The following is a 25418-nucleotide window of genomic DNA, read 5'->3' on the forward strand; positions in this document are numbered from 1 at the left end:
ACCGTCGGGACATGGCTGACGAGCTGTCGTGGAGCACCGTGGCCAGCCCCGTCGGGGAGTTGACGGTGCTCGCCACCGGGACGGGAGTGCGCCGGGTGGTGTTCGGCGGCCCGCGCGCGGTGCTCGACGAATTCCCCGGGGCACGACCGGAAACCGGCCCGGCGGCCGAGGCCGCGCGCCAGCTCCGCGAGTACTTCGCGCAGCGGCGCCGGGAGTTCGACGTGCCGGTGGACTGGACGGGTCTGGAGGGCCTGCGCCTGCACGTGCTGCGCACCCTGCGGGAGCTGGTGCCGTTCGGGGAGACGGTGAGCTACCGGCGGCTCGCGGAGCTGTCCGGGCGCCCGGAGGCGGCCCGCGCGGTCGGCGCGATCATGGGCGGCAACCCGGTGCCGCTGCTCGTGCCGTGCCACCGGGTGCTGGCCAGCGGCGGCGGGCTCGGCGGCTTCGGCCCTGGCCTGGCGGCCAAGCGACGCCTGCTCGTCCTGGAGGGCAGCCTGGAACCGACCCTGCTGGAGCTCGACCTGCTGGGTCCGTAGGTTCCGCCGCCGCGCCGGACGAGTTCGAAGACAGCTTCCGAGGTCCCGCCACGCGAATGAAGTCGAAGACTCACTCCCGCGTCGCGAGGAACACGTGGTACGTGGTCTCCCTGTTGTCCAGCGTGACCGGGACGGCGAGTTCCCGGGAGTCGCCGAAGACCTCGTCCAGCGCGGCGGACAGCTCCGGCGAGGTGTCGGCCGACCAGACCGCCAGCGTGCCCCCGGGGCGCAGCCGGGCCCGGCACAGCGCGAGGAAGTCGCGCCGGTACAGGTCGGCGTTGCCGTCGTAGACGAGGTAGCCGGGGCCGTTGTCGACGTCGAGCAGCACCACGTCGACGCTGTCGGCGGGCGTCGCGGCGAGCACGTCGGCGACGTCGCCGACGGCGATGGTGACGCGCTCGTCGGCGACGGCTCCGGCGGTGTCCGGGACGAGTCCGCGCCGGTGCCAGTCGACGAGGTCGGGTTCGATCTCGGCGACCCGCGCCGACCGGACGCGGGGGTCGCCGAGCACCTCGCGCAGCGTGAAACCGAGCCCGAGACCGCCGATGAGCACGTCGAGGCCGCCGGACCGGTGCACCTGCGCCAGCGTCGCGGTCGCCAGCAGCCGTTCGGTGTCGGTGTGCGCGGTGTCCATCACGAACACGCCGTTGACGCGCAGCTCCAGTGCCGCGTCCCGGCGGGACAGCACGATCTCGCCCCGCTCGCTGCGGGCGCGTGCGACGTGGTCGGACATCGTCCACACCGTACAGTCACGCGGACCCGGCGGTGACCGGCTCCCGCTCCTGCCGGCCCGACCGGCGCACCGACACCGAGAAGACCGTCGCGAGCAGGCACAGCAGCCCTGCGCCGTACCAGGCGGCGGCGTAGTCGCCGAACCGGTCGCGCACCAGCCCCGCGACGCCCGCGACGACCGCGGCGCCGACCTGGTGGGAGGCGAAGACCCAACCGAAGACCAGCGCCGCGCGCTGGCCGAACCGCTCGCGGCACAGCGCCATCGTCGGCGGCACGGTGGCCACCCAGTCGAGGCCGTAGAACACCACGAACAGCACCATGTCCGCGCCGACGGACGGGGCGAACAGCGTCGGCAGCACGAACAGCGAGAACCCGCGCAGCGTGTAGTAGACGGCCAGCAGCAGTCGCGGGTTGACCCGGTCGGTCAGCCATCCGGACGCCACCGTGCCGAGGACGTCGAACACGCCGATCACCGACAGCAGCCCGGCGGCCGCAGTGGGCGGCATGCCGTGGTCGTGCGCGGCGGGCACGAAGTGCGTGTTGACCAGTCCGTTGGTGCTCGCGCCGCAGATCGCGAAACCGCCTGCCAGCAACCAGAACGCGGGCACCTTCGCGGCGTCGCGCACGGTGCGCAGCGCCAGCGCGGCGGCGTTTCCGGGGTCGGGCGGCGGTTCGGGAGCGCCTTCCGGCGCGCCGTAGGCGGTGGTGCCCAGATCGCTCGGGTGGTCGCGCATCAGCAGCAGCACCAGCACGACGACGGCCAGCGCCGCGGCGGTGACGGTCAGCGCGGCGGCGCGCCAGCCCGCCGCACCGGTCAGGTAGGCGACCAGCGGCAGGAAGACCAGCTGCCCCGTCGCGCTGGCGGCGGTGAGCACGCCGCTGACCAGACCGCGCCGGACCAGGAACCACCGGTCGACCACTGTGGACACGAACGCCAGCGCCATCGAACCGGTGCCCAGCCCGACCAGCAGTCCCCAGCACAGCACCAGCTGCCAGCTCGCGGTCATGAACACCGTGGCACCGCTCCCGGCGGCCACCAGCAGCAGCGCGGCGACCGTGACCCGGCGGATGCCGAACCGGGCCATCAGCGCGGCGGCGAACGGTGCGGTGAGCCCGTACAGCAGCAGGTTCAGCGACACCGCGAACGAGATGGTGCTGTGCGGCCAGCCGAACTCGCGGTGCAGCGGGTCCATGAACACACCGGGCACCGAGCGGAACGCGGCGGCCCCGAGCAGGGCGACGAAGGAGACGAACGCGACCCACCACGCCGGGTGGACGCGCCTCGCGGTTGCCGAAGCGATCACGCCTGCCAGCGTCGCCGGCCGGTTCGGGGGCCACGAGTGGCCGGGAGGACAACATCCGGGAAAATCGGGCCATGACCGAACCGCACCGGGTCGTCGTGCTCGGCATCTCCGACGTCATCGGGTTCGACGTGGCCATTCCACCGCAGATCTTCGGCGCCGCGCAGGATTCCGAGCACCGCCCGCTCTACGACGTGCGGGTGCTCAGCCTCGACGGTGGCCCGATCGGCACGACGAAGGGCTTCGCGATCATGCCCGACCGGGACGCGGAGTTCCTGCGCGAACCGGACACGCTGGTCGTGCCCGGCACGCACCTGGCGGGGCCGCGCACGGACGGCAGCCTGCCGCCGGAGCTGGCCGAGTACCTCGCGGAGCTGCCCGCGGGCACCAGGATCATGTCGATCTGCACCGGCGCCTTCGTGCTGGCCGCGGCCGGCCTGCTGGACGGCAGACCGGCGACGACGCACTGGGCGCACGCGGACGGGTTCCGCCGCCTGTACCCGCGCGTCGACCTGCGTCCGGACGTGCTGTTCGTGGACGACGGCGACGTGCTGTCCTCGGCCGGTGTGGCGGCCGGGATCGACCTGTGCCTGCACGTGATCCGCCGCGACCACGGCAGCGAGGTCGCCAACCGGGCGGCCCGCAGCAACGTCGTCCCGCCGTGGCGCGAGGGCGGCCAGTCGCAGTTCGTCGAACGCCCGCTGCCCGACACCGGCGGGAACGGCACCGCACCGACCCGCGCGTGGATGCTGGACCGGCTCGCCGAGCCGTTGACCCTGGACGCGCTCGCCGCGCACGCCCGGACGAGCGTGCGCACGTTCACCCGCCGGTTCCGCGAGGAGACCGGTACCAGCCCGCTGGAGTGGTTGCTGCGGCAGCGCGTCGAGCACGCCCGGCACCTGCTGGAGTCCACCGACCTGCCGGTCGATGAGGTCGCCGAGCGCGCCGGGCTGACCGATGCCTCCTCGCTGCGCAAGCACCTGCGCCGACGGCTGGGCACCAGTCCGACGGCCTACCGCCGGACCTTCCGGCGGACCTGAGCGGGCTCGCCGTGCGCGGCGGCGCTGCGCCCCACGGCCACACCGGCTCCCGCGCACCCAGATCGTCCACTGAGGACGTCCGACCTGGGCGTTGTCCGTTCTTGACCGGTTCGGTGCGCCGAACCGGTCAACTCCCGGCGGCGGTTCGGCGGATTGGCGGGGTGTGTGCGCGATCTCACAATCGGGCACACCCGACTTCCCCGGCGAAAGGACTTCACCGTGTTCAACAGACGTTCGTTCCTCGGTGGACTCGCCGCCGCCTCGGTCGCGGTCCCCGTCCTCGGATCCGTCCCGGCGCTCGCGCGTCCCCGCCCCGCCGCCGCGTTGCCGCTGACGATCGTCAACGACACCGGCCACTTCGACAACACCTCGATCTGGTGCTACGTCGTGGGCGTGAACCCGGACACCGGCGAGCAGTCCCGGGTGACCCCGGACGGGCAGCTGAAGCCGGTGTCGCCCTCGGACAACGGGTCCGACGGGTTCGCCGACTACGCGATCGACCTGGCGGGCAGCGGCGACACCCAGCTGCAGTTGCCCGCGATGTCCGGGCGGATCTACTTCGCGCTCGGCGACAAGCTGAAGTTCAAGGTCGTCTCCGGCGGCGACGGCAAGCCCGCGCTGCAATACCCCGCGGGGTGGGTGCCCGACGACCCGAGCCACGGCGTGCTGCACGACTGCGTCGAGTTCACGCTCAAGTCCGACGGCATGTACTGCAACACGACGATGGTCGACATGTTCAGCGTGCCGCTGTCGATCCGGTTGCAGGGCTCGCAGGACCAGACGACGGGCAAGCTGGCCCCCGGCGCCCGGGACGCGATCTTCCGCGGCATCGGCGAGAAGTCCGAGTTCGCCAAGCTGCGGCAGGAGGACCTGCGGGTGGTCGCCCCGGGCCACGGCCTGGACCTGGGCCTGTTCCCGAAGGACTACTACGACTCGCACATCGACGCGGTGTGGAAGAAGTACGCCGGTGAGCGGCTGACCGTGCAGGCCGGGGACGGGCGGACCTTCACCGGGCAGGTGTCCGGGGACCAGTTCGCCTTCGACGGCGGCGTCAAACCGTTCAGCCGTCCGTCCACTCGGGACGTGCTGTTCTGCGACGGGGCGCTGGCCGCGCCCAACGACGGGGTCACCGGGCCGGTCGCGGCGGCGCTCGGGGCCGGGTTCAACCGGTCCGTGCTGCTGCGCGCGACCGAGCAGCCCAGCGACGACCCGAAGTCCTTCTACCAGGAGGACATCACCAACCACTACGCCAAGGTGATGCACGCCAACGCCGAGGACGGCAAGGCGTACGGGTTCGCCTTCGACGACGTGGCGGGCTTCGCCTCCTACATCCAGGACGGCGCGCCGAAGTCGATCACCGTCACGCTGACCCGGTGGTGACGGTCAGGGCCGCAGGTCACCGGCGACCGCGCGAGCGTCCCAGTCGCGCTGCGAGACGTCGGTGACCGGTGACTCGTTCGCCGCGACCGCCGCCGGACCCACCATCCACAGTCGACCGCGGTCGTCGAGCAGCCCCAGGTCGCCGTTCGGCGCGCGCAACGCCGGGGCCTGCGCCCGGATCGTGCCCGCCACCGGTACACCGTCCACAGCGGACACCCGACGGTCGAGCACCACCGGCACGATCCGCTCCGCCACGGAGCGGCGTTCGACGCGGACCTTCACCCCGCCGCGGACCACGTCGACGGTGCGCGTCGGCGACGGCACGCCGAAGCCGTCCAGGACGGCCAGCGCCTGGTCTGCTCGCGCGCACCCGGCCGCGCCGGAGACGTCGATGCCGAAGTGCCGGATGCCGGTCGGCGCCGGATTCAGCACCGTGGCGCGCAGGACGTCGATCGGCACGGTGCCGCACGGGTCCGATGTGGACACCGGCGCGCGTCCCTCCGGGCCGCGCACCAGTCCCGGGCCCTCCTGCCACGGCCCCGGGACGACCACCGGCCGGTACGGGTGGCGGGTGAAGTCGCGGTCCCAGAAGGTGATCGTGGTGCCCTCGGCGGTCTGGTGCGCGATCGCGAAGGCGTCCAGCGCGGGCACCCACATCCAGTCCGCGCTGAACGCGTCGACGACCGACCGGGACCGGCGGGAGCGGTCGGCGGGCCGGAACCCCTCGGCGGTGAGCGCCTGCACGTCGTCGGTGAACTCCGGGTCGCGGGCGCGCAGCACGAACTGCCCGGCGCCGTTCCAGCCCGCACCGGACGCGGTGGTGTCGGTGAACATCAGGTAGAACCAGCCGTCCAGGTACAGCGCGGACGGCTGGCCCGCGCCGTAGTCGTTGGCGCGTTCGACCTCGTGGGAGGCGGTGACGATCGGCCCGCCCGCTTCCCGGGAGGCGCCACGCGCCGCGGATCCACCGCCCGCTCGCTGCCAGTTGATGCCGTCCGCGCTGCTCGCCACGCCGATCGCGTTGCCGTGCGCGTGGTCCCCGGCGGCGCCGGTGTAGTACAGGTAGTACCGACCGCCGACGCGCAGCACCGATGGGTCGCAGGTGTGCATCCCGTCGAAACCGCCCGGCCTGCCGCTGAACACCGCGACACCGTCGGGGAACGGGCCGTCCGGCCGGTCCGACTCGGCGTGCAGCACGTCATCGCCCGCCGGTCCGGCCCCGGGCAGTTGGCTGCACCACCACACCCGGTACCGCCCGCCCTCGGCGAGGACCGTCGGTCCGTAGTCGTACGGCGCCGACGGACCGCCGGACACCACGACACCGCTGCTCTGCCGGAACCCGGTGGTGGTCAGCGCGACCGGGACCGGCGGCGCGGTCACCGGCGACACCGTCGACGCGTGCCGCTCGGGCACGGCGTCGGTGCACCCGGCCAGCAGCACCGCCAGCACGACCGCCGTCGCCCGAAGCCGACGGCGCGACGGAATTCCGTTGTCCACGGCGGTTCCGCGCGAGACGCGCGAGTGCTACTCGCCCGCCTCCGCCAGCCAGCGCAGCGCGAGCGGATAGCCGCGCACGCCCAGCCCGGCGATGACGGCGGTGGCGATGTCCGACAGGTAACTGGTGTGCCGGAACGGTTCCCGCTTGTGCACGTTGGAGATGTGCAGTTCGACCAGGTCCGCGGTCAGCTGGGCGGCGGCGTCGCGGACCGCGATCGAGTAGTGCGTCCAGGCACCCGCGTTGAGCACCACCGGCCAGGCGCGGTCGGCGGCCTCGTGCAGCCAGCCGACCATCTCGCCCTCGAAGTCGGTCTGCCGGACCTCGACCTCGATGCCGAGCTGCTCGCCGGTCCGCTCGCACAGCGCGACGAGGTCGTCGTGCGTGGTGCTGCCGTAGATGCCCGGTTCCCGCTTGCCCAGCCGACCGAGGTTCGGTCCGTTGAGGACGAGGACCTTCACAGCAGCACCTCCGAACCGGACCGCCCCTCGCCACCGGTGAGCGCGGAGTAGGCGGCGGCGATCAACGACGGGTCCGGCCCCTCCAGGCGGCCCGGCTTGGCCAACCCGTCCAGCACCACGAACCGCAGCACCCGGGAGCGGTTCTTCTTGTCCAGCCGCATGCCCTCCAGCAGCTGGTTCAACGCGTCCGGGTCGTAGCCGGTGGGCAGGCCGAGCAGGTCGAGGACGCGCTTGTGCCGGTCCGCGGTCTCGTCGTCCAGGCGCCCCGCCAGGCGCGCCAGTTCGGCGGCGAACACCAGTCCGACGCTGACCGCCGCGCCGTGCCGCCAGCGGTAGCGCTCCCGGCGCTCGATGGCGTGCGCGAGGGTGTGCCCGTAGTTGAGCACCTCGCGCAGGTGCGACTCCTTGAGGTCGGAGGACACCACGTCGGCCTTGACCTGGACGGCGCGGCGCACCAGCTCGATGAGCACGTCACCGCTCGGGTCGACCGCGGCCTGCGGGTCCTCCTCGACGAGCCGCAGGATCTCGGGGTCGGCGATGAACCCGGCCTTGACGACCTCGGCCATCCCGGCGACGAGTTCGTTGCGCGGCAGCTCCTCCAGGGTCGCCAGGTCGGCCAGCACCAGGCTCGGCTCGTGGAACAGCCCGACCAGGTTCTTGCCCGCGTCGGTGTTGATGCCGGTCTTGCCGCCGATCGCGGCGTCCACCATGCCCAGCAGCGTGGTCGGCACGTGCACCACGCGGACGCCGCGCATCCACGTGCCCGCGACGAAACCCGCGACGTCGGTGACCGCACCGCCGCCGAAGGACACCACGACGCCGCTGCGGTCCATGCCGATCTTGCCGAGCACCTCCCAGCAGAACCCGGCGACCGCCAGGCTCTTGCCGTCCTCGGCGTCGGGGATCTCGACGCGGTGCGCGTCCACGCCCGCCTCGCTGAGCTCCTCGCGGACCGCCTCGACGGTGGCGGTGATGGTCGGCTGGTGCACCAGCGCGACGGTCGAGGTGCCGCGCAGGAAGTCGACGAGCTCGCCGAGCAGTCCGCGGCCCACGACGACGTCGTAGGGCTGCTGCGCGTTGACCCTGATCCGCACCGGTTCGGTCATCCTCGTCCCTTCCGTGATCACGCGTCGAGCGCGGCGACGACGCGCTCGACGACCTCGTCGGGCCCGGCGTCGTCGGTGTCGATCTCCACGGTGGCGACCTCCCGGTAGACGGGCAGCCGCTCCGCCAGCAGCGCCCGGAACGTGGCGCGCGGGTTCACCCCGGCCAGCAGCGGGCGCGCGGTGGACAGCCCGACGCGCCGGGCGCCCTCGGCGAGCCCGACCGACAGGAACACCACCCGGTGTTCGGCGAGCAGCTTGCGGGTGCGTTCGGACAGCACCGAACCGCCGCCGAGCGCGAGCACCCCGTCGTGCTCGGCCAACGCCGCGGCCACGGCCTCCTCCTCCAGCGCCCGGAAAGCCGGTTCCCCGTCGTTGGCGAAGATGTCGGCGATGGGCCGTCCCGCGGAGCGCACCACGTCGTCGTCGGTGTCGCGGAAGGTCACGCCGAGGCGTTCGGCCAGCAACCTGCCGACGGTCGACTTGCCCGCCCCCGGCGGGCCGACCACCACGGCGCGGGGCGCCATCAGCGCACCTGCCGCTTCTCGGCGCGCTCCCGCAGCGCCGCGAGGTAGCCCTCGACGTTGCGCCGGGTCTCCGGCAGGGCGTCGCCGCCGAACTTCTCCAGCGCCGCCTCGGCCAGCACCAGCGCCACCATGGCCTCGGCGACGACGCCGGCGCGCGGCACCGCGGTGATGTCCGAGCGCTGGTGCATCGCCTGCGCCTGCTCGCCGGTTGCCATGTCCACAGTGGACAGAGCGCGGGGCAGGCTGGAGATCGGTTTCTTGGCCGCCCGCACGATCAGCGGCTCGCCGTTGGTGATGCCGCCTTCCAGACCACCGGCGCGATTGCTGCCGCGCCGCACCCACTTCTCGCCCTCGGCCGGGTAGATCTCGTCGTGCGCCTGGCTGCCGCGCCGGGCCGCGTTGGCGAACCCCTCGCCGATCTCCACGCCCTTGATCGCCTGGATGCTCATCAGCGCCCCGGCCAGCCGGGCGTCCAACTTGCGGTCCCAGTGCACGTGCGAGCCCAGCCCCGGCGGCAGGCCGTAGGCGATGACCTCGACGACACCGCCGAGCGTGTCACCGTCCTTCTTGGCCGCGTCGACCTCGGCCATCATCCGCTCGGTGGCGTCGTCGCCGAACGCGCGCACCGGGTTCTCGTCGATGGCGGCCAGGTCGTCGGGATTCGGCAGCACGTCGGTCTCGGCGCTGACCCCGCCGAGGCTGATCACGTGGCTGACGATCTCCACGCCCAGCAGCTGCCGCAGGAAGTTGCGGGCGACCGTGCCGACCGCCACCCGGGAGGCGGTCTCCCGGGCGCTGGCCCGCTCCAGCACCGGGCGGGCCTCGTCGAAGCCGTACTTCTGCATCCCGGCCAGGTCGGCGTGACCGGGCCGCGGGCGGGTCAGGGGCGCGTTGCGGGCGAGCGAGGCGAGCACGTCCTCGTCCACCGGGTCCGCGGCCATCACCTGTTCCCACTTGGGCCACTCGGTGTTGCCGATGCGCACCGCGACCGGGCCGCCCTGGGTGCGACCGTGCCGGACGCCGCCGATGACCTCCAGCTCGTCGGCCTCGAAGTTCATCCGCGGGCTGCGGCCGAAGCCGAGCTTGCGCCGCTGAAGCTGGTACGCGATGTCCCGGGTGGTCACCTCGACCCCGGCGACCATGCCCTCCAGCACCGCGACCAGGGCGGGTCCGTGCGATTCTCCGGCGGTCATCCAACGCAGCACACCTGTAGATCCTGCCACGACGAGCCCACCGCGGAGCCCGCTGGGGGCACATTCGCCAGAAGTTCCGGAAACGCCGTGACCACCCACGCCGGGGCCAGCATCGCGGGTCCGTGCGGCACCCGCGCGCACCGGCGGGCGGCGAGCAGCGTGAGCCCCGCGGCCACCAGCACCACCACGAGCACCGCCCACCACACCACGGCGCCGACCGCCGCACCGAGGCCCAGCGCGAGCTTGACGTCCCCGGCCCCGAGCGCGGCCGGGACCGCCGCCCGGACCAGCAGGTACGTCCCGCCGAACAGGACCACGCCGACGACCGCGCCGACCAGGACACCGGGGCGGTGCGGCGCGGCGAACGCCAGCAGCACCGCCAGCACCGGGCCGATGGGCAGCGTCAACACGTCCGGGAGCCTGCGGGCGCGCACGTCGCACACCGCGAGCAGCACCCCGAACCAGCCGACCGCCAGCGGCACCGGCAACCACCACCACGGCGGCGCCGGGAGGGCGGCGGCCGCCCACAGCGCGGCCACGCCGACCTCGCAGCACCACGGCGGGGGCGGCACGCCCCGGCGCGCCGCGCGCAGCACCGACGCGCCGAGCCGCCCCGCGACGACACCGGCCACGAACACCGCGAACACCACGCCGCCAGCGTGGCCCCGCCCGGGCCTCCCACCCGGGATCCGACCGCCGAAGACCCGCGTGTCGGTACGCCCTCAGATGAGTGCCTGTCTTTGAACCTGATACCAAAGGGTTCTCGGTAAGCGGCGCCAGCCGCTTTCTCCTTCGGTGAGCGGTCTCGCAGCCCGCACCGCCGCGGGTTCTCAGCGGTCGTCTCGCGAGGACAGCCCCGACGCCGTGTATTGGGCATACATCAGGAGGGGCTTCCGCAGTCGAGACGGCCGCTGAGGTTCCGCCACCGGCACCGCCACCCAAAACGAGTTCAAAGACAGGCTCTGTCAGGACCCCACGGTGAACAGCGTCTCGCCCGCCACGACCTGACCGTCCTCGCGGACGTCCGCCAGCGCCTCCGGCGCGACGTCCAGCGCGACCACCGGGCACACCGAGGAGTAGCCGTGCGACTCGACCTCGGCCGGGTCCCAGCTCACGATCTTCTGCCCGGCCGCCACCACGTCACCCTTCTCGACGTGCAGCGTGAAGCCCTCGCCCTTGAGCTTGACGGTGTCGATGCCCAGGTGCACCAGGATCGCCACGCCACCGCCGGTGGCGACCACGAACGCGTGCGGGTGCAACGTGGCCACCGTGCCGGCGACCGGGGCGACCGCGTCCACGCGCCCGGCGCGCGGCTTGACCGCGACGCCCGGACCGACCATGGCCTGCGAGAACACCGGGTCGGGAACCTCGGTCAGCGTCGTCGCCAGTCCTTCGACCGGGCTGCCCACCTCCACGCTCACAGCAGGTCCCCGATCTCGTCGCCGAGGGTGTCCGCCTCCGGCCCCACCACGACCTGCACGACGGTGCCCTGCTGCATCACGCCGTGCGCGCCGGCGGACTTCAGCGCCGCCTCGTCGACCTTGGACGCGTCCTCGACCTCGCAGCGCAGGCGCGTGATGCACGCTTCGATCTCCGCCACGTTGCCACTGCCGCCGAGCGCGGCCAGGATCGCCGCGGCCTTGTCCTGAGCCACCTCGTGCTCCTTCCGTTCGTGCGCACCGCGGTCCGCCGGACCGCGCGACGACGATCTTGCGCCAACCGGTGTCGATGCGGCAACGAAACGTGTTCCGCCTTGACACCCGATCGCATGACCGCGCATTGTTCGCAACCAACTGGTTTAGACCGGACAGTACCAACTTCCGGACCGGGGAAACAGGACCGGGCAACGAGCACCGAGGCGCCCGGTGGGAGGCAGTGTGGCCGACGTTCGCGATCCCGCGACAGGCCCGCCGCGCGCCGTGCTGCGCGACGGGCCGACGCCCAAGCACGCGCAGTTGCGGGAGATCCTGCGCGACCTCGCGCGCAGCGAACTGCTGCCCGGCTCGCCGGTGCCGTCCGAACGCGACCTCGCCGCCCGCTACGGCGTCTCCCGGCTCACCGTGCGCGAGGCGGTCGGCCAGCTCGTCGCCGAGGGGCTGCTCGTCCGCGTGCGCGGCAAGGGAACCTTCACCACCCGGCCCCGCGTGGAGTCCCAACTGCACCTGGCGTCGTTCACCGAGGACATGCGGCGCCGCGGGATGCGCCCGGAGACGGTGCTGCTGGAGGCCGCCGCGACGATCCCGCCGCCGGGCACCGCCGAGGCCCTGGGCCTGGCGCCCGGCAGGGCTGCGCACTGGCTGTACCGGCTGCGCAAGGCCGACGGCGCGCCGATGGCCGTGGAGCGCGGCTGGTACCACGCCGACGTGCTGCCCGGTCTGCTCGACCACGACCTGACCGACTCGCTCTACTCGCTGCTGGCGCGCGAGTACGACGTGCACCTGGAGCGCGGCACCCAGACCGTGCTCGCCGAGGGTGCCGACGCCGAGACCGCCCGGCTGCTGGGCGTGCGCCCCGGCAGCCCGGTGCTGGTGTTCCGCCGGGTGTCCACCGCGCGCGGAACCCCGGTCGAGGACATGACTTCCTGGTACCGGGGCGACCTGTACCAGGTGACCATGCAGCTGGACCGGAACCCCGAACCCGCCGGTCACCGGCCCGGCGGACCCGACACAGGAGGTAACCGATGAGTGCCAGCGCCACCACGGCGTCCGGCAGGCAGGGCTTCGCGCTGCTGCAACGGCTGGGCCGCAGCCTGATGCTGCCGATCGCCGTCCTGCCCGCCGCCGCGCTGCTCCAGCGGCTCGGCCAGGACGACCTGCTGGGCAGCATCGGCGCGCTGAAGAGCGTCGCGAGCGTCATCGGGGCGGCGGGCGGCGCGCTGTTCGACAACCTGCCGCTGCTGTTCGCCATCGGTGTGGCGATCGGCTTCGCCAAGAAGGCCGACGGGTCGACCGCGCTGGCCGCGGCGGTGGGCTACCTGGTGCTGTCCGGGGTGCTGTGGCAGATCACCGGACAGGAGACGGGCACCGCCTACAACAAGGGCCCCTACGGCGTCCTGGGCGGCATCGTCGCCGGCCTGACCGCGGCCTGGCTGTGGCAGCGCTACCACCGCATCAAACTGCCCGCCTACCTGGGCTTCTTCGGCGGGCGCCGGTTCGTGCCGATCGTGACCGCGTTCGCCATGGTCCTCGCGGGCGTGGTGCTGGGTCTGCTGTACCCGCTGTTCGACAGGGGTCTGACCGCCTTCAGCGACGCGGTCACCTCCAACGCGGTGGTCGGCGGCGGGGTGTACGGCGTGATCAACCGGCTGCTGCTGCCGTTCGGCCTGCACCACATCCCGAACAGCGTCGTGTGGTTCACCTTCGGCGACTACCAGGGCCAGCGCGGCGACATCGCGCGCTTCTTCGCCGGCGACCCGACCGCGGGCACGTTCATGACCGGTTTCTTCCCGATCTTCATGTTCGCCCTGCCCGCCGCGGCGCTGGCGATCTGGCGCTCCGCCAAGCCCTCGCAGCGCAAGGTGGTCGGCGGCGTGATGCTGTCGGTGGCGCTGACCGCGTTCCTCACCGGTGTCACCGAACCCCTGGAGTTCTCGTTCATCTTCGTGGCCTGGCCGCTGCTGCTGATCCACGCGGTGCTGACGGGGACGTCGATGGCGCTGGTCAACGCGCTGGACATCCACACCGGGTTCGGCTTCTCCGCGGGCGCCATCGACTACGTGCTCAACTTCGGCATCTCGCGGCACTCGCTGTGGCTGATCCCGATCGGCCTGGCCTACGCCGTCGTGTACTACTTCGTGTTCCGGTTCGTGATCACGAAGTGGAACCTGCGCACCCCCGGCCGCGAGGAGGACGAAACCGCTGCGGACAATGCCGCGAGTGGTTCGGCGTCGAGCCCCGACAACAGCTGATCTCGGCGCATCCCCCGATCCCCCGACGAATGGAGAACCATGCCTGAGCGACGCGTCACCGTGGTGAGCAAGGTCGGGCTGCACGCGCGCCCCGCGGCCCTGGTGGCCAAGGCCGCCGCCGCGCAGCCGGTGACGATCACGATCCGCAAGGACGGCACCACCCCGGTCGAGGCGGGCAGCATCCTCGGCCTGATGACGCTCGGCGCCGCCTGCGGCGACGAGGTCGTCCTCGCCGCCGAGGGCGACGGCGCCGACGAAGCCCTCGACCACCTCGCCGACCTGGTCGCCTCCGAACTCGACTGACCCGACGGGCTCCCCGTTTCCCCGAGATGGGGAGCCCCCGTCCCCGAAGGCGGGCGCTCAGAGCGGGAGGGGCACCTCGTCACCGGTGGCGGAGGCCAGGGCGTCGCGCATCTCCCGCCGCGGGGCGGCGCGGCCGGTGAACTGCTCGACCTGGCCGAACGCCTGGTGCAGCAGCATGTCCAGGCCGGTGGCGACGCGTCCCCCGGCGGCCAGCACCGCGCTCGCCAGCGGCGTGGGCCACGGGTGGTAGACGACGTCGAGCACGCACGACGCCGTCGCCAGCTCCGCCGCCCGGGCGTCCAACGCCCCGGCGGGCAGCGTCGACACCACGACGTCGGAGGCCGTCGCCGCGGCGGCGAGGTCGAGGTGGTCGAGCCGTTCGACCCGCACCCGCACGCCGACGCGTTCGGCGGTCTCCGCCGCCTCCGCCGCACGGGCGGGCTCGCGCACGGCGAGCACCACGTCGCGCACGCCGAGTTCGGCGAACGCCGCCAACGTCGCGGCGGCGGTACCGCCCGCGCCCAGGATCAGTCCACTGTGGCCGGTGGTGAAACCGCCTGCGGCGCGCAGCGCTCCGACCACACCGTCCACATCGGTGCAATCGGCCGCCCAACCGCCGTCGGCCCGCCGCGCGAGCGTGTTCGCCGCGCCGACCGCGGCGGCCCGCGCGGTCGCCTCGTCGGCGACCGCCAGCGCGGCCCGCTTGCCCGGCATCGTCACCGACAGCCCGACCCACTCCGGGCCCAGCCCGGCGACGAACCCGGGCAGTCCCCGCGCGTCCACCTCGACCCGCTCGTAGCGGTAGTGCTCCAGCCCGAGAGCCGCGTACGCCGCACCGTGCAGCACCGGGGACAGCGAGTGCTCGATCGGGGAACCGAGCACCGCCGCCCTGCGGACCTCAGAACGCGCCACGCTGCTGGGCCTCCTTGATGTACTGCTCGTGCTCCTGCGGCGTGGTGGCGAAGCAGGAGGTGCCGTCCGGGTAGCACTTCACGAAGTACTTCCAGTCACCGGCGGTGGGCTTCTCCGCCGCGTTGATCGCCGCCCTGCTGACCGAGGAGATCGGCGTCGGCGGCAGGCCGTAGTTCTGGTACGTGTTGTACGGGCCCGGCCGCTGCCGGTCCTCCGGTTTGGTCAGCAGCGACGGCTTGTCCAGCGGGTAGTTGATCGTCGAGTCCAGGCCGAGGCGCATGGCCGGCGGCTTGAGCCGGTTGTCGATCACCCGCGCCACCCGCGGGAAGTCCTTCTCGATGGCCTCGCTCTGCACCAGCGACGCCAGGGTGAGCAGCTCGTACGGGCTGTGCCCGGTGCCGTCGGCGGCCTGCGGCAGTCCGGCGACCTCCAGCTGCGCCGCCGACCGGGTGAGCACGTCGTGCAGCACGTTCTCGGCCGTCTCGCCCGGTTTGACGTCGTAGACGCCGGGCATGATCAGCCCTTCCAGCCGCCGCGCGGGTTCGGCCCGGGACGCGTCGGCGACCGCCCAGTCCGGCACGCCCAGCGACTTCAGGTCCGCCGTCTCGGCCACCTGGCGCATCTGGTCCGGGCTGACGCACTGGGCGTTGCGGCCCGCGCAGGTGGCCTGGGCGAGCTTGGTCAGGATGCCCGGGGTGTGCCCGCCGTCGGGGGCGAGCTGGTCGTCCAGCCGCATGCCGCCGCGGATCTCCACCCGGCCGACCTTGGCCTCCGGCGAGAGGATGCGCGCCACCGCCGCCTGCCCGGACATCCGCGCCCGCATCAGGTAGAAGCCGGGCTGGATGCTCTGGATGTCCCGGTTGCCCTCGGCTGCCTTGGTGAACGCCTTGGTGCTGGCCACCACGCCCTGCTGGACCAGGGTGCTGCCGACGCCCCGGACGGTGTCGCCGGCCTTGATCTCGACGACCACCTCACCGGTGCCCGCACCGTCGAAGTCGTCGTACCCGATGATCCGCATGATCTGGCTGACGCCGTACACCACTCCGCCGCTGACCAGCACGAGCACGAACAGCCCGGCCAGGGCGGTGACCACCCGGCGCCGCTTGCGGCGGCGGAAGCGTTCCGGGTCGGGGGCGCGGCGCGGGGCCTCTCCGGCATCGTCGGCGAACAGTCCGAGATCGTCGCTCACGACAGTCCCTCTCGTCTCGTCTGCCCCCGGGTGTCCAGATACGCCTGCAGGATCTCCACCGCCGCGGCCTGGTCGACCACGGCCCGCTGCTTCCTGCCCTTCACGCCGCGTTGCGACAGCACGCGGCTCGCGGTGACGGTGGTGAGCCGTTCGTCGACGAAGCGCACCGGCACCGGGGCGATCCGCCCCGCCAGCGCCTCGCCGTACTCCTGCGCCGCCTCGGCGGCCTGGCCGTGCCGCCCGGCCAGCGTCTTGGGCATGCCGACGACGACCTCGACGACCTCGTGCTCGACGACCAGTTCGGCCAGCCGGGTGAGGTCGGTGCCGCCCTCGGCATCGCGTTGCAGGGTGACCAGCGGTGTGGCCAGCATCGGTGCGGGATCGCTGAGCGCGACCCCGACGCGCACTGCGCCGACGTCCACGCCGAGGCGTCGGCCCGGACCGGGGTCCGGGCCTCGCCGCTGCTCGCTCACGCGCCGGCCACCACCCGGTCCACTTCCTCGCGCAGCTTGCCGACCGCCGCGGTGACCCCGGACGGGTCGGAACCGCCGCCCTGGGCCATGTCGGGCTTGCCGCCGCCGCGGCCGCCGACCTCGGGCGCGAACGCCGGGACGAGCTTGCCCGCGGCCAGCCCCCGGTCCCGCGCGGCGTCGTTGACGCCGACCACGAAGGAGACCTTCCCGTCGTCGGCGGAGAACAGCGCGACCACGGCCGGGCGCGAGCCCAGGCGACCGCGGACCTCGCCCGCGAGGGCGCGCAGCGCGCCACCGTCCACGCCGTCCGGCACCTGCTCGGCGACCAGCGTCACGCCGTGCACGTCGGTGCCCTTGTCGGCGAGTTCCCCGGCCGACGACAGCACCTGGGAGATCCGCAGCTGCTGGAGCTCCTTCTCGGCGCTGCGCAGCCGGTCGACCACGCCCGCGATGCGCTCCGGCAGCTGTTCGGCGGGCACCTTGAACTGCTCGGCGAGCTGGCTGACCAGCAAGTGCTCCTTGCTGATGTGCCGCATCGCGTCCATGCCGACCAGCGCCTCGACGCGGTGCACACCGGAGCCCACGGACGCGTCGGCGACGAGCTTGACCACGCCGAGGTGCCCGATGCGCGGCACGTGCGTGCCACCGCACAGCTCGCGCGAGTAGTCGCCCATGTCGACCACCCGCACCTGGTCGCCGTACTTCTCGCCGAACAGCGCGATAGCGCCGAGCTCCATGGCGCGGTCCATGGTCGTGGTGTAGGACTGCACCTCGGCGTCGGTCTGCAGGTAGTCGTTGACCTCCTGCTCGACGCCGACGAGCACGTCCGAGGACACCGCCGAGGGCGCGGTGAAGTCGAACCGCATGCGGCCCGGCGAGTTCAGCGAACCGGCCTGCGCGGCGCGCTTGCCGTAGGCGCTGCGCACCGCCGCGTGCACCAGGTGCGTCGCGGAGTGCGAGCGGGCGATGGCCTGGCGGCGGGCGGCGTCGACGGCGGCCTCCAGCTGGGTGTCCACGCCCAGCTCGCCTTCGACGACCCGGGCCCGGTGCACGAACAGCCCGGGCACGGCGCGCTGCACGTCGAGCACCTCGACCTCGACGCCCGGGCCGACCAGCCGACCGGTGTCGGCGATCTGCCCACCGCCTTCGGCGTAGAACGGGGTGCGGTCCAGGACCAGCTCGACCTCGGTGCCCGCCGCAGCGGACTTCGCCGGCTGGCCGTTCACGAGCAGGCCGAGCACCCGGCTGTGCGACTGGAGGTCGGTGTAGCCGATGAAGTCCGTGGTGCCGTGCTGGTCGAGCAGCGCGCGGTAGGTGGACAGGTCGCCGTGCCCGGTCTTGCGGGACTTGGCGTCCTCCTTGGCGCGGCGCCGCTGCTCGGCCATCAGGTCGCGGAAGCCCTGCTCGTCGACGGACAGGCCCTGCTCGGCGGCCATCTCCAGAGTCAGGTCGATGGGGAAGCCGTAGGTGTCGTGCAGCTGGAACGCCTTGTCACCGGACAGCTGCCGACCGCCGGCCTTCTTGGTCTCCGCGACCGCGACGTCGAAGATCTTCGACCCGGCGGTCAGCGTGGACAGGAACGCCTCTTCCTCGTTGCGCATCACCGAGTCGATGCGCTCGAACTCGGTGACCAGCTCCGGGTAGCTGGGCGCCATGGCGTCCCGCACGACCTTGCTGAACTCGCTGAGCACCGGCTCGTGCACGCCCAGCAGGCGGGTGGAGCGGATGATGCGCCGCAGCAGCCGCCGCAGCACGTAGCCGCGCGCCTCGTTGCCGGGGGTGACGCCGTCGCCGACGAGCATCACGCCGGAGCGCGCGTGGTCGGCGATCACCCGGAACCGCACGTCGTCGGCGTGGTCGACGCCGTAGCGGCGGCCGGACAGCTCCTCGGCCTTGGCGATCACCGGGCGGACCAGGTCGGTCTCGTAGACGTTCTCCACGCCCTGCAGCAGGCAGGCCACCCGCTCGACGCCCATGCCGGTGTCGATGTTCTTGGTCGGCAGCTCACCGATGACCGGCCCGCCCTGCTTGGGGCTCTTCTCCCCCCTGATGTCCTGCATGAACACCAGGTTCCAGATCTCGATGTAGCGGTCCTCGTCCACGACGGGGCCGCCCTCGCGGCCGTAGGCCGGGCCGCGGTCGTAGTAGATCTCCGAGCACGGACCGCCCGGGCCGGGCACGCCCATGTCCCAGTAGTTGTCCTTGGCGTCGCGGGTCTGGATCCGCTCGGCGGGGATGCCGGTGATCTTGCGCCACAGCTCGGCGGCCTCGGCGTCGTGCTCGTAGACGGTGACCCACAGCCGCTCCGGGTCGAAGCCGTACCCGCCGTCGGACTGCGACTTGGTGACCAGGTCCCAGGCGTTCTCGATGGCGCCGTCCTTGAAGTAGTCGCCGAACGAGAAGTTGCCCGCCATCTGGAAGAACGTGTTGTGCCGGGTGGTCTTGCCGACCTCGTCGATGTCCCCGGTGCGCACGCACTTCTGGATGCTGGTGGCGCGCGGGTACGGGGGCGGCGCGTCGCCCAGGAAGTAGGGCTTGAACTGCACCATCCCGGCGTTGACGAACAGCAGCGTGGGGTCGTCGAGGATCAGCGAGGCACTGGGCACCACGGTGTGGCCGCGGCTGCGGAAGTGCTCGGTGAAGCGGTCGTTGATCTCGTGGGTCTGCACGGTGAGTCCTTGGGGATCATGGAACGGTCACGGCTGCCGGTGGCGGCGGGAGGCCGACGCGGCGTCAGCGTCCCGCCCGGCGCGCTCGCCGGGCGTCGCCGTCGGCGGCCTCGATCCGCCGGAACCGCACGGTGTCGTCGTCGGCGCGCACGACCTGTTCGAGTTCCTGCTCCCGCTCGGTCATCCCGGCGCGCACGTCGGCGCCGAAGGATCCGACCGCTCCGGCGAGCTCCCGCATCGCCCCGCCCAGCTGCTCGGCCATCCCGGCGGGCGTGGCCTTGCGGGTGGTCTCGTTGATCTTGCGGGTCAACGCGACACCGGCGGCGATCCCGGCGCCGAACCAGAACAGGCGCCTCACTTGCGGCCCCCTTTGCCCTTGCGGCGGACGTGCCGGCCAGCGGGCTCCTGCTTCCGGGACCGGCGGGCCCGCAGCGCCTTGCTGACCCCGTAGGAGAAGGCCGCCGTCTTCACCAACGGGCCACCCAGTGTAGCCGTGAACAGCGAGGACAACGCCGAGACGTTGCCGCTGACGGTCTTGGCGTTGGCGGTGATCCCGTCGACCCGCTCCAGCTGCGTGTTGACGTGGTTGATCGTCGAGTTCGCGCCGGTGAACAGCGGCTCGGAGTTCTCGTGCGCCTTGCGGATCGCGATGGTCGCCTCGTCAAGCGTGCGGCCGAGCTTGACCAGCGGGATCGCCATCAGCACGACCAGCAGCACGAACGCGCCGGCGGCGATCAGCGCGGCGATCTGCGTGGGCGTCACGTGCCCTCCCGTTTCCCTCTCGGTCTTCCACCGGCGCGACAACGGCGTCCGGTGTGGTGATCGAGCGTCAGGTTACCGCGCCGGTCCGCCGCCGCTGCCCCCGGCTTCACCGCACGTCCGGGGCCTGCCGGATGATCATGAACGCACTGGTGTGAGGGCGTCGTCGCCGCCGAGCACCGCCACCACGTTGCGCGCGGCGAGCTCGGCCATGGCGGTGCGCGTCTCGGTCGTCGCCGAGCCCAGGTGCGGGACGACGACCGCGTTGTCCAGCTCCAGCAACCCGGGTTCGACCTCGGGTTCGCGCTCGAAGACGTCCAGCGCGGCCGCTGCGATGCGCCCCTGGCGAAGCGCGCGCGCCAGCGCCGCCTCGTCGACGACCGGGCCGCGGCTGGTGTTGACCAGCACGGCCGTGGGTTTCATCGCGTCGAGCGCCCGCTCGTCGATGAGGTGCCGGGTCTGCTCGGTGAGCGGGCAGTGCAGCGAGACGACGTCGGCGGTGCGCAGCAGTTCCTCGCGCGGCAGGAACCGCGCGCCGAGCTCCGCCTCGACGTCGGGGTCGGCGCGGCGGCGCCCGGTGTAGGCGATCTCCATGCCGAACGCGCGGGCGCGGCGGGCCACCGCGCGGCCGATCTGCCCGAACCCGACGATGCCCAGCGTCTTGCCCTGCAGTCCGGTGCCGAGCATGAAGCCGAGGTGGAACGTCCACGGCTGCCGGGCGCGCAGCAGCCGTTCTCCCTCGCCGAGGCGGCGGGTGACCATGAGCAGCAGCCCGAGGGTCAGGTCGGCGGTCGCGTCGACCAGCACGCCGGGCGTGTTGGTGACGGTGACGCCGCGGGCGGTGACGGCGGGCACGTCGATGTTGTCGTAGCCGACCGCGACGTTGGCCACCACGCGCAGCTGCGGTCCGGCGGCGGTGACGAACTCGTCGTCGACGCGGTCGTGCAGCAACGCGAGGACGCCGTGCGCGCCGCGGACCGCCTCGTGCAGTTCGGCGGTTTCCAGCGGCCGGTCCTGCTCGCAGACGTGCACGTCACCGGCCTTGCGCAGCAGTTCCAGCGCGGGTTCGGGCACCGTCCGCGTCACCACGATCCGCGGCCGTTCCACCGTGGGCACACCAACCTCCTCCGCAGGGTCCGGCGCGGTTCCGCGCGCGCCGTTCGCGCTCCGGACCGCCGACGTGCTCAGCGGTCCGATCCGCCGCGGATGATGCCGCGCAGCTTGGGCACCCGCTCGCCGAGGGGCCGCTCGGCGCCGCGCCCGGTCGGTTCGTAGTAGTCGCGGCCGACCAGCTCGCTCGGCGGGTACTGCTGGGCGAGCACGCCTTCCGGCTTGTCGTGCGGGTACCGGTAGCCCTGGGCGTTGCCCAGCTTGCTCGCTCCGGCGTAGTGCCCGTCCCGCAGGTGCGGCGGCACCGGGCCGCCCTTGCCCGCCCGGACGTCGGCGAGCGCGGCGTCGATGGCGGCGATCACCGCGTTGGACTTCGGGGCGGTGGCCAGGTGGATGGTGGCCTGCGCCAGCGCCAGCCGGCCCTCGGGCATGCCGATGAACTGCACCGCGTGCGCGGCGGCCACGGCGGACTGCAACGCGGTCGGGTCGGCCATGCCGACGTCCTCGCTGGCGTGCACGACCAGCCGCCGCGCGATGAAGCGCGGGTCCTCGCCCGCCTCGACCATCCGGGCCAGGTAGTGCAGCGCGGCGTCCACATCGGACCCGCGGATGGACTTGATGAACGCGCTGACGACGTCGTAGTGCTGGTCGCCACCCCGGTCGTAGAGCACCGCCGCGCGGTCCACGGTGGACTCCACGGTGGCCAGGTCGATGGTCGTCGCCCCGGTGGAACCGGCCGACTCGGCCGCCGCCTCCAGGGCGGTCAGCGCCCGCCGCGCGTCGCCCCCGGCGAGCGCCACGAGGTGCGCTTCGGCGTCGGCGGCCAGCTCCAGCGCACCACCCAGACCGCGTTCGGAGGTGACCGCGCGGTGCAGCAGCTCGCGCACGTCGTCGTCGCCGAGGCTGCGCAGCTGGAGCACCAGCGACCGCGACAGCAGCGGCGCGACCACCGAGAAGAACGGGTTCTCGGTGGTCGCCGCCACCAGCAGCACGGTGCGGTCCTCCACCGCCCCGAGCAGCGCGTCCTGCTGAGTCTTGGAGAACCGGTGCACCTCGTCGATGAACAGCACGGTGGACTCGCCGTGCCTGCCGAGGCGCCGCCGCGCCTCCTCGATGACCGCGCGCACCTCCTTGACGCCGGACGAGAGCGCGGACAGCGCCACGAACCGGCGGCCGGTGGCCTGCGAGACCAGGTTGGCCAGCGTCGTCTTGCCGGTGCCGGGCGGACCGTAGAGCAGCACCGAGGCCGGGGCGGCGCCCTCGACCAGCCGCCGCAGCGGCGCCCCCGATCCCAGCAGGTGCTGCTGCCCGACGACCTCGTCGAGCGAGCGGGGCCGCATCCGCACCGCCAGCGGCGCGTTCTCGGCCAGCCGCTCGCCCGCCCGCTCGTCCGCGTCGGCCCCGAACAGCCCCTCGTCGAACAGCCCGTCACTCACACCGACGACGCTACCCGGCGCCCCCGACGCGTCCGAACGGCCTCAGCACCACGTCAGAGCCCGCCCGGCCGGACCGTCACCCCGCGGGCGCGGGCATCGCCAGCTCGACGGAGCCGTCGACGCGGCGCCGCTGCGCCGCCCAGTGCTCCACCGCCTGGCGGCAGGCCCGGTCGAGGTGGCGCACCGTGGTCATGTCGACGTGCACGTGCTTGCCCGCGGGCAGCTGTTCGAGGTGGTCGAGCAGTCGGGGCAACCGCAGGAACGTGGCGTTGCCACCGAGCTGCACGCGCACCTGGTCGGCGCCGTGCTCGGAGCGCACCGACAGCCGCGACATCTCGAACGCCGTCTTGCCGATCGCCAGCGCCAGCCCGGCCAGCGTGCCGATGAGCAGGTCGGTGGCCACGATCAGCACGGCGGTGAACACCACCACGAACGCCTCCGAGCGGTGTTCGCGGGCCAGGGCGACGACCTGCCGCAACTCCAGCAGCTTCCACCCCGCCTGGATGAGCAGCGCCGCCAGCACGGCGGTCGGGATGAACGCCAGCACGCCGGGCAGCGCGACGACGAACAGCAGCAGCCAGAACCCGTGCAGGACGCGGGAGAGCTTGGTCCTGGCCCCCGCCTGCACGTTGGCGGAGCTGCGCACGATGACCGCGGTCATCGGCAGCGCCCCGAGGAAGCCGCACACCGCGTTGCCCACGCCCTGCGCGACGAGTTCCTTGTTGTACCGGGTCTTGGGCGCGTCGTGCATCCGGTCGACGGCGGCGGCGCTGAACAGGCTCTCCGCCGAGGCGATCAGCGCGAAGGTCACCACCGAGCCCAGCACGGGCAGCGTGAACAGCCCGCCCCAGGCGTCGGCGGTCGGCGGGTTCAGCGCCGACAGCAACGAGCCCACCTCGACCTTGGCGACGGGCAGCCCGAACACCGCGGCCGCGGCGCTGGCGGCCACCACGGCGACGAGCGCGCCGGGCACCATGCCCAGCCTGCCGGGCGTCTTCTTCCACAGCGCCATGATCACCAGCGTCAGCACCGCCAGGCCGAGCCCGCTGAGCCCTTCGGCGGTGGTCGCGGCGGCCACCACGAGCCCGGGGATGCCGCTGAACTTCTCGGCGGTGCGCGCGGGCTGGTCGAGCCCGCCGACCGGGTAGATCTGGCCGAGGATCAGCACCAGGCCGATCCCGGCGAGCATGCCCTGCACCACCGACGGCGAGATCGCCCGGAACCAGGTGCCCAACCGGCCCAGCCCGAGCGCGATCTGCAGCACGCCGGCACCGAGCACGATGACGCCGAGGGTGGCCAGCCCGTGCTGGTGGACCGCTCCGGCCACCAGCACGGTCAGCCCGGCCGCCGGGCCGCTGACCTGCATGGTGCTGCCGGGCAGCAGGCCGACGACGAGACCGCCGACGATGCCGGTGACGATGCCGAGTTCGGCGGGCACGCCGGAGGCCACGGCCACGCCCACGCACAGCGGCACGGCCACCAGGAAGACCACCAGCGAGGCGCCCAGGTCGGCGCCGAACGTCGCCTTCGGCCAGCGCGGGACCCCGCTGCGGGCGCGGGGGGATTCGAGTCGAGTAGTCACTGCGCACTCCAGGTTTCGGGTAGCAGGTGGCGCGCCCGCACCCCTCGCGGGCGCGGGCGTCGGCCGACCAGTGGATGGCGGGGAAGTCGTTACAGCGGCAGGAAGTCGTCCTCGGCCGCCTGCGGGCACACGTGGACCCGCCCGGTGTCGATCTCGTAGAACCAGCCGTGCAGCCGCAGCTCACCGGCCGCCACGCGGTCGCGGACGAACGGGTACTCGTGCAGCGTCCGCAGCTGGTCGCGCACGTGGCGCTTGCTCTCGGCGCGCACCGCGGGGTCGCGCACCTCGGCGGCGGTGGCGCCGTCGGTGCCCAGCCAGCAGCACAGCGCGGGCAGTCCTTCCAGCCCGCGACCGGCGACCGTCAACGCGGTCACCGCGCCGCAGTGCGAATGCCCGCAGACGATGATGTCGGGAACCCCCAGCTGGAGCACCGCGTATTCGATGGTGGCCATTTCCGCGGAGGCCGAGTCCGGTGCGTATTCGGGCACGACGTTGCCCGCGGTCCGCAGTTCGAACAGCCTGCCGGGTTCGGCGCCGGTGATCTGGCTCGGGATCACTCGGGAATCCGAACAGCCGATGAACAGCGCGTCCGGTTTCTGGCCCGCGGCCAGTTCCGCGCGCTGCCGCTCGGAAAGCACCCCGGGATGACGCCGGGCGTGCTCGACGAAATCTTCGTAGCTCATGGTCCGCCTCACTCGCGAAGAACCGGTGTTGGCTCGGATGCGTCGACGGACCTGATCAGTGCCGGAACACCTGCAGCGCGGCGGGCGAGCGGTGGGCGCGATCATCGGGGGGCTTGCGGCCCCGGGACGACACCTGCCCGCCCGGCGGTCGCGGCGCGGATTCGGCGGCGGGCTGCATCCCGGCGGGCAGCGGCGAGCCGCGCCGGTCGTCCTCGGTGCGGCGCTGCCCGGCGATGCCGTTCAGGCGTTCGCGCAGCGTCTCGCCGTCGCGGTGTTCGAGGTGATCGGACTTGGTCTCGGCGGGCGCGGCGCGCAGCGTGCCCGCGGCACCGTCCTGCACCGGCCCGAGCACGACGAGCAGCACCGCGAAGAGCAGGAAGAACCCCGCTCGCAGTGTCTGCCACGCCTTCACGCGCACCGATGCCTCCGGAAACGAAACAGCCGACCCCGCCCCGGCGGCGCCGACGGTAACGGGAAAAGGTGACGAAACGCTGAACACAACGGTATCGGACGAAGACGGCATCCGCGCAAGCCGCTCGACGGCTGATCACCAGGTGGAAAATGAAGCCGCGTTAATCGACGACCGGGAATTGACCTGGGAGTTCGACGCCACTTCGGCCCGCGGTC

Annotated in this window: 27 protein-coding genes; 6 read left to right on the plus strand and 21 right to left on the minus strand. The window is 72.9% G+C overall.

The genetic code is table 11. The annotated features are described in order from the left end of the window. Positions 1 to 11 precede the first annotated feature (11 nt). On the plus strand, positions 12 to 536 hold the full coding sequence (locus NV263_RS22460; RefSeq protein WP_263248594.1) for a methylated-DNA--[protein]-cysteine S-methyltransferase: 525 nt from the start codon (positions 12 to 14) through the stop codon (positions 534 to 536). A gap of 70 nt (positions 537 to 606) precedes the next feature. Here the strand turns inward: NV263_RS22460 and NV263_RS22465 are convergent, their stop codons facing one another. Together NV263_RS22465 and NV263_RS22470 are read right to left on the minus strand one after the other, a co-directional pair. Continuing rightward, positions 607 to 1269 carry a spermidine synthase gene (locus NV263_RS22465; protein WP_263248595.1) on the minus strand — a complete coding sequence of 221 codons (663 nt, stop codon included), beginning with the start codon at positions 1267 to 1269 and terminating at the stop codon, positions 607 to 609. Between the two features lie 16 nt (positions 1270 to 1285). Continuing rightward, entirely contained in the window at positions 1286 to 2572 is a 1287-nt protein-coding gene (locus NV263_RS22470) for an MFS transporter (RefSeq protein WP_263248596.1), read from the minus strand. Between the two features lie 71 nt (positions 2573 to 2643). Between NV263_RS22470 and NV263_RS22475 the strand changes: the two genes are divergently transcribed. Both NV263_RS22475 and NV263_RS22480 read left to right on the plus strand, forming a co-directional pair. Continuing rightward, a complete protein-coding gene (locus NV263_RS22475; protein WP_263248597.1) occupies positions 2644 to 3609 on the plus strand; it encodes a GlxA family transcriptional regulator in 966 nt (321 codons plus the stop codon). A gap of 219 nt (positions 3610 to 3828) precedes the next feature. Then, positions 3829 to 4989 carry a glycoside hydrolase family 64 protein gene (locus NV263_RS22480; RefSeq protein WP_263248598.1) on the plus strand — a complete coding sequence of 387 codons (1161 nt, stop codon included), beginning with the start codon at positions 3829 to 3831 and terminating at the stop codon, positions 4987 to 4989. 3 nt (positions 4990 to 4992) lie between these two features. On the opposite strand, the gene NV263_RS22485 is transcribed toward NV263_RS22480, so the two are convergent. The 8 genes from NV263_RS22485 to NV263_RS22520 all read right to left on the minus strand — a co-directional run bounded on the left by NV263_RS22485 (position 4993) and on the right by NV263_RS22520 (position 11548). Beyond that, entirely contained in the window at positions 4993 to 6486 is a 1494-nt protein-coding gene (locus NV263_RS22485) for a beta-xylosidase (RefSeq protein WP_263248599.1), read from the minus strand. 27 nt (positions 6487 to 6513) lie between these two features. After that, a complete protein-coding gene (gene aroQ, locus NV263_RS22490; RefSeq protein WP_263248600.1) occupies positions 6514 to 6945 on the minus strand; it encodes a type II 3-dehydroquinate dehydratase in 432 nt (143 codons plus the stop codon). After that, positions 6942 to 8051: a 3-dehydroquinate synthase gene (aroB, locus tag NV263_RS22495; RefSeq protein ID WP_263248601.1), complete on the minus strand. Its 1110-nt coding sequence runs from the start codon at positions 8049 to 8051 to the stop codon at positions 6942 to 6944. Before aroB ends, aroQ begins: the two co-directional genes overlap by 4 nt. 17 nt (positions 8052 to 8068) lie before the next feature. After that, positions 8069 to 8575, minus strand: a complete 507-nt coding sequence (locus NV263_RS22500; RefSeq protein ID WP_263248602.1) for a shikimate kinase — start codon at positions 8573 to 8575, stop codon at positions 8069 to 8071. Further along, entirely contained in the window at positions 8575 to 9780 is a 1206-nt protein-coding gene (gene aroC, locus NV263_RS22505; protein WP_263248603.1) for a chorismate synthase, read from the minus strand. The genes NV263_RS22500 and aroC overlap by 1 nt, the downstream gene beginning before the upstream one ends. Next, positions 9765 to 10418 carry a prepilin peptidase gene (locus tag NV263_RS22510; protein WP_263248604.1) on the minus strand — a complete coding sequence of 218 codons (654 nt, stop codon included), beginning with the start codon at positions 10416 to 10418 and terminating at the stop codon, positions 9765 to 9767. Before NV263_RS22510 ends, aroC begins: the two co-directional genes overlap by 16 nt. Before the next feature lie 315 nt (positions 10419 to 10733). Further along, positions 10734 to 11189: a PTS sugar transporter subunit IIA gene (locus tag NV263_RS22515; RefSeq protein ID WP_263248605.1), complete on the minus strand. Its 456-nt coding sequence runs from the start codon at positions 11187 to 11189 to the stop codon at positions 10734 to 10736. Further along, positions 11186 to 11548 carry a glucose PTS transporter subunit EIIB gene (locus NV263_RS22520; protein ID WP_317630360.1) on the minus strand — a complete coding sequence of 121 codons (363 nt, stop codon included), beginning with the start codon at positions 11546 to 11548 and terminating at the stop codon, positions 11186 to 11188. The genes NV263_RS22515 and NV263_RS22520 overlap by 4 nt, the downstream gene beginning before the upstream one ends. Positions 11549 to 11645: 97 nt before the next feature. On the opposite strand from NV263_RS22520, the gene NV263_RS22525 reads away from it, so the two are divergent. Genes NV263_RS22525 through NV263_RS22535 form a run of 3 tightly spaced genes read left to right on the plus strand, consistent with a single transcriptional unit; the run spans position 11646 to position 13978 of the window. Beyond that, entirely contained in the window at positions 11646 to 12452 is an 807-nt protein-coding gene (locus NV263_RS22525; RefSeq protein WP_263248606.1) for a GntR family transcriptional regulator, read from the plus strand. Continuing rightward, positions 12449 to 13675, plus strand: a complete 1227-nt coding sequence (locus NV263_RS22530) for a PTS transporter subunit EIIC (RefSeq protein WP_263248607.1) — start codon at positions 12449 to 12451, stop codon at positions 13673 to 13675. Before NV263_RS22525 ends, NV263_RS22530 begins: the two co-directional genes overlap by 4 nt. 39 nt (positions 13676 to 13714) lie before the next feature. Continuing rightward, complete coding sequence (locus tag NV263_RS22535; RefSeq protein ID WP_263248608.1) at positions 13715 to 13978, plus strand: HPr family phosphocarrier protein; 264 nt, start codon at positions 13715 to 13717, stop codon at positions 13976 to 13978. 57 nt (positions 13979 to 14035) lie between these two features. On the opposite strand, the gene NV263_RS22540 is transcribed toward NV263_RS22535, so the two are convergent. The 11 genes from NV263_RS22540 to NV263_RS22590 form a co-directional block, all read right to left on the minus strand. Next, the gene (locus NV263_RS22540; protein WP_263248609.1) at positions 14036 to 14890 is read right to left on the minus strand and encodes a shikimate dehydrogenase; all 855 of its coding nucleotides are present in this window, start codon (positions 14888 to 14890) and stop codon (positions 14036 to 14038) included. After that, a complete protein-coding gene (mltG, locus tag NV263_RS22545) occupies positions 14877 to 16079 on the minus strand; it encodes an endolytic transglycosylase MltG (protein WP_263248610.1) in 1203 nt (400 codons plus the stop codon). Before mltG ends, NV263_RS22540 begins: the two co-directional genes overlap by 14 nt. Then, on the minus strand, positions 16076 to 16552 hold the full coding sequence (gene ruvX / locus NV263_RS22550) for a Holliday junction resolvase RuvX (protein WP_263248611.1): 477 nt from the start codon (positions 16550 to 16552) through the stop codon (positions 16076 to 16078). Before ruvX ends, mltG begins: the two co-directional genes overlap by 4 nt. Then, positions 16549 to 19221 (minus strand): alanine--tRNA ligase, encoded by a 2673-nt coding sequence (gene alaS, locus NV263_RS22555; protein WP_263248612.1) that lies wholly within the window; start codon positions 19219 to 19221, stop codon positions 16549 to 16551. Before alaS ends, ruvX begins: the two co-directional genes overlap by 4 nt. Positions 19222 to 19285: 64 nt before the next feature. Next, positions 19286 to 19579, minus strand: coding sequence for a hypothetical protein (locus tag NV263_RS22560; protein WP_263248613.1), 294 nt, complete (start codon positions 19577 to 19579; stop codon positions 19286 to 19288). Next, positions 19576 to 19983, minus strand: a complete 408-nt coding sequence (locus tag NV263_RS22565) for a DUF948 domain-containing protein (protein ID WP_263248614.1) — start codon at positions 19981 to 19983, stop codon at positions 19576 to 19578. Before NV263_RS22565 ends, NV263_RS22560 begins: the two co-directional genes overlap by 4 nt. A 135-nt stretch (positions 19984 to 20118) precedes the next feature. Continuing rightward, positions 20119 to 21096 (minus strand): 2-hydroxyacid dehydrogenase, encoded by a 978-nt coding sequence (locus NV263_RS22570; protein WP_380758531.1) that lies wholly within the window; start codon positions 21094 to 21096, stop codon positions 20119 to 20121. Between the two features lie 68 nt (positions 21097 to 21164). Then, positions 21165 to 22499: a replication-associated recombination protein A gene (locus NV263_RS22575; protein ID WP_263254312.1), complete on the minus strand. Its 1335-nt coding sequence runs from the start codon at positions 22497 to 22499 to the stop codon at positions 21165 to 21167. 103 nt (positions 22500 to 22602) lie between these two features. Next, positions 22603 to 24108, minus strand: a complete 1506-nt coding sequence (locus tag NV263_RS22580) for a SulP family inorganic anion transporter (protein WP_263248615.1) — start codon at positions 24106 to 24108, stop codon at positions 22603 to 22605. A gap of 89 nt (positions 24109 to 24197) precedes the next feature. Further along, positions 24198 to 24791, minus strand: coding sequence for a carbonic anhydrase (locus NV263_RS22585; RefSeq protein WP_263248616.1), 594 nt, complete (start codon positions 24789 to 24791; stop codon positions 24198 to 24200). A gap of 55 nt (positions 24792 to 24846) precedes the next feature. Then, positions 24847 to 25209: a hypothetical protein gene (locus tag NV263_RS22590; RefSeq protein WP_263248617.1), complete on the minus strand. Its 363-nt coding sequence runs from the start codon at positions 25207 to 25209 to the stop codon at positions 24847 to 24849. Positions 25210 to 25418 lie beyond the last annotated feature (209 nt).

Source organism: Saccharopolyspora rosea, assembly GCF_025643595.1.
Classification (GTDB): Bacteria; Actinomycetota; Actinomycetes; order Mycobacteriales; family Pseudonocardiaceae; genus Saccharopolyspora; species Saccharopolyspora rosea.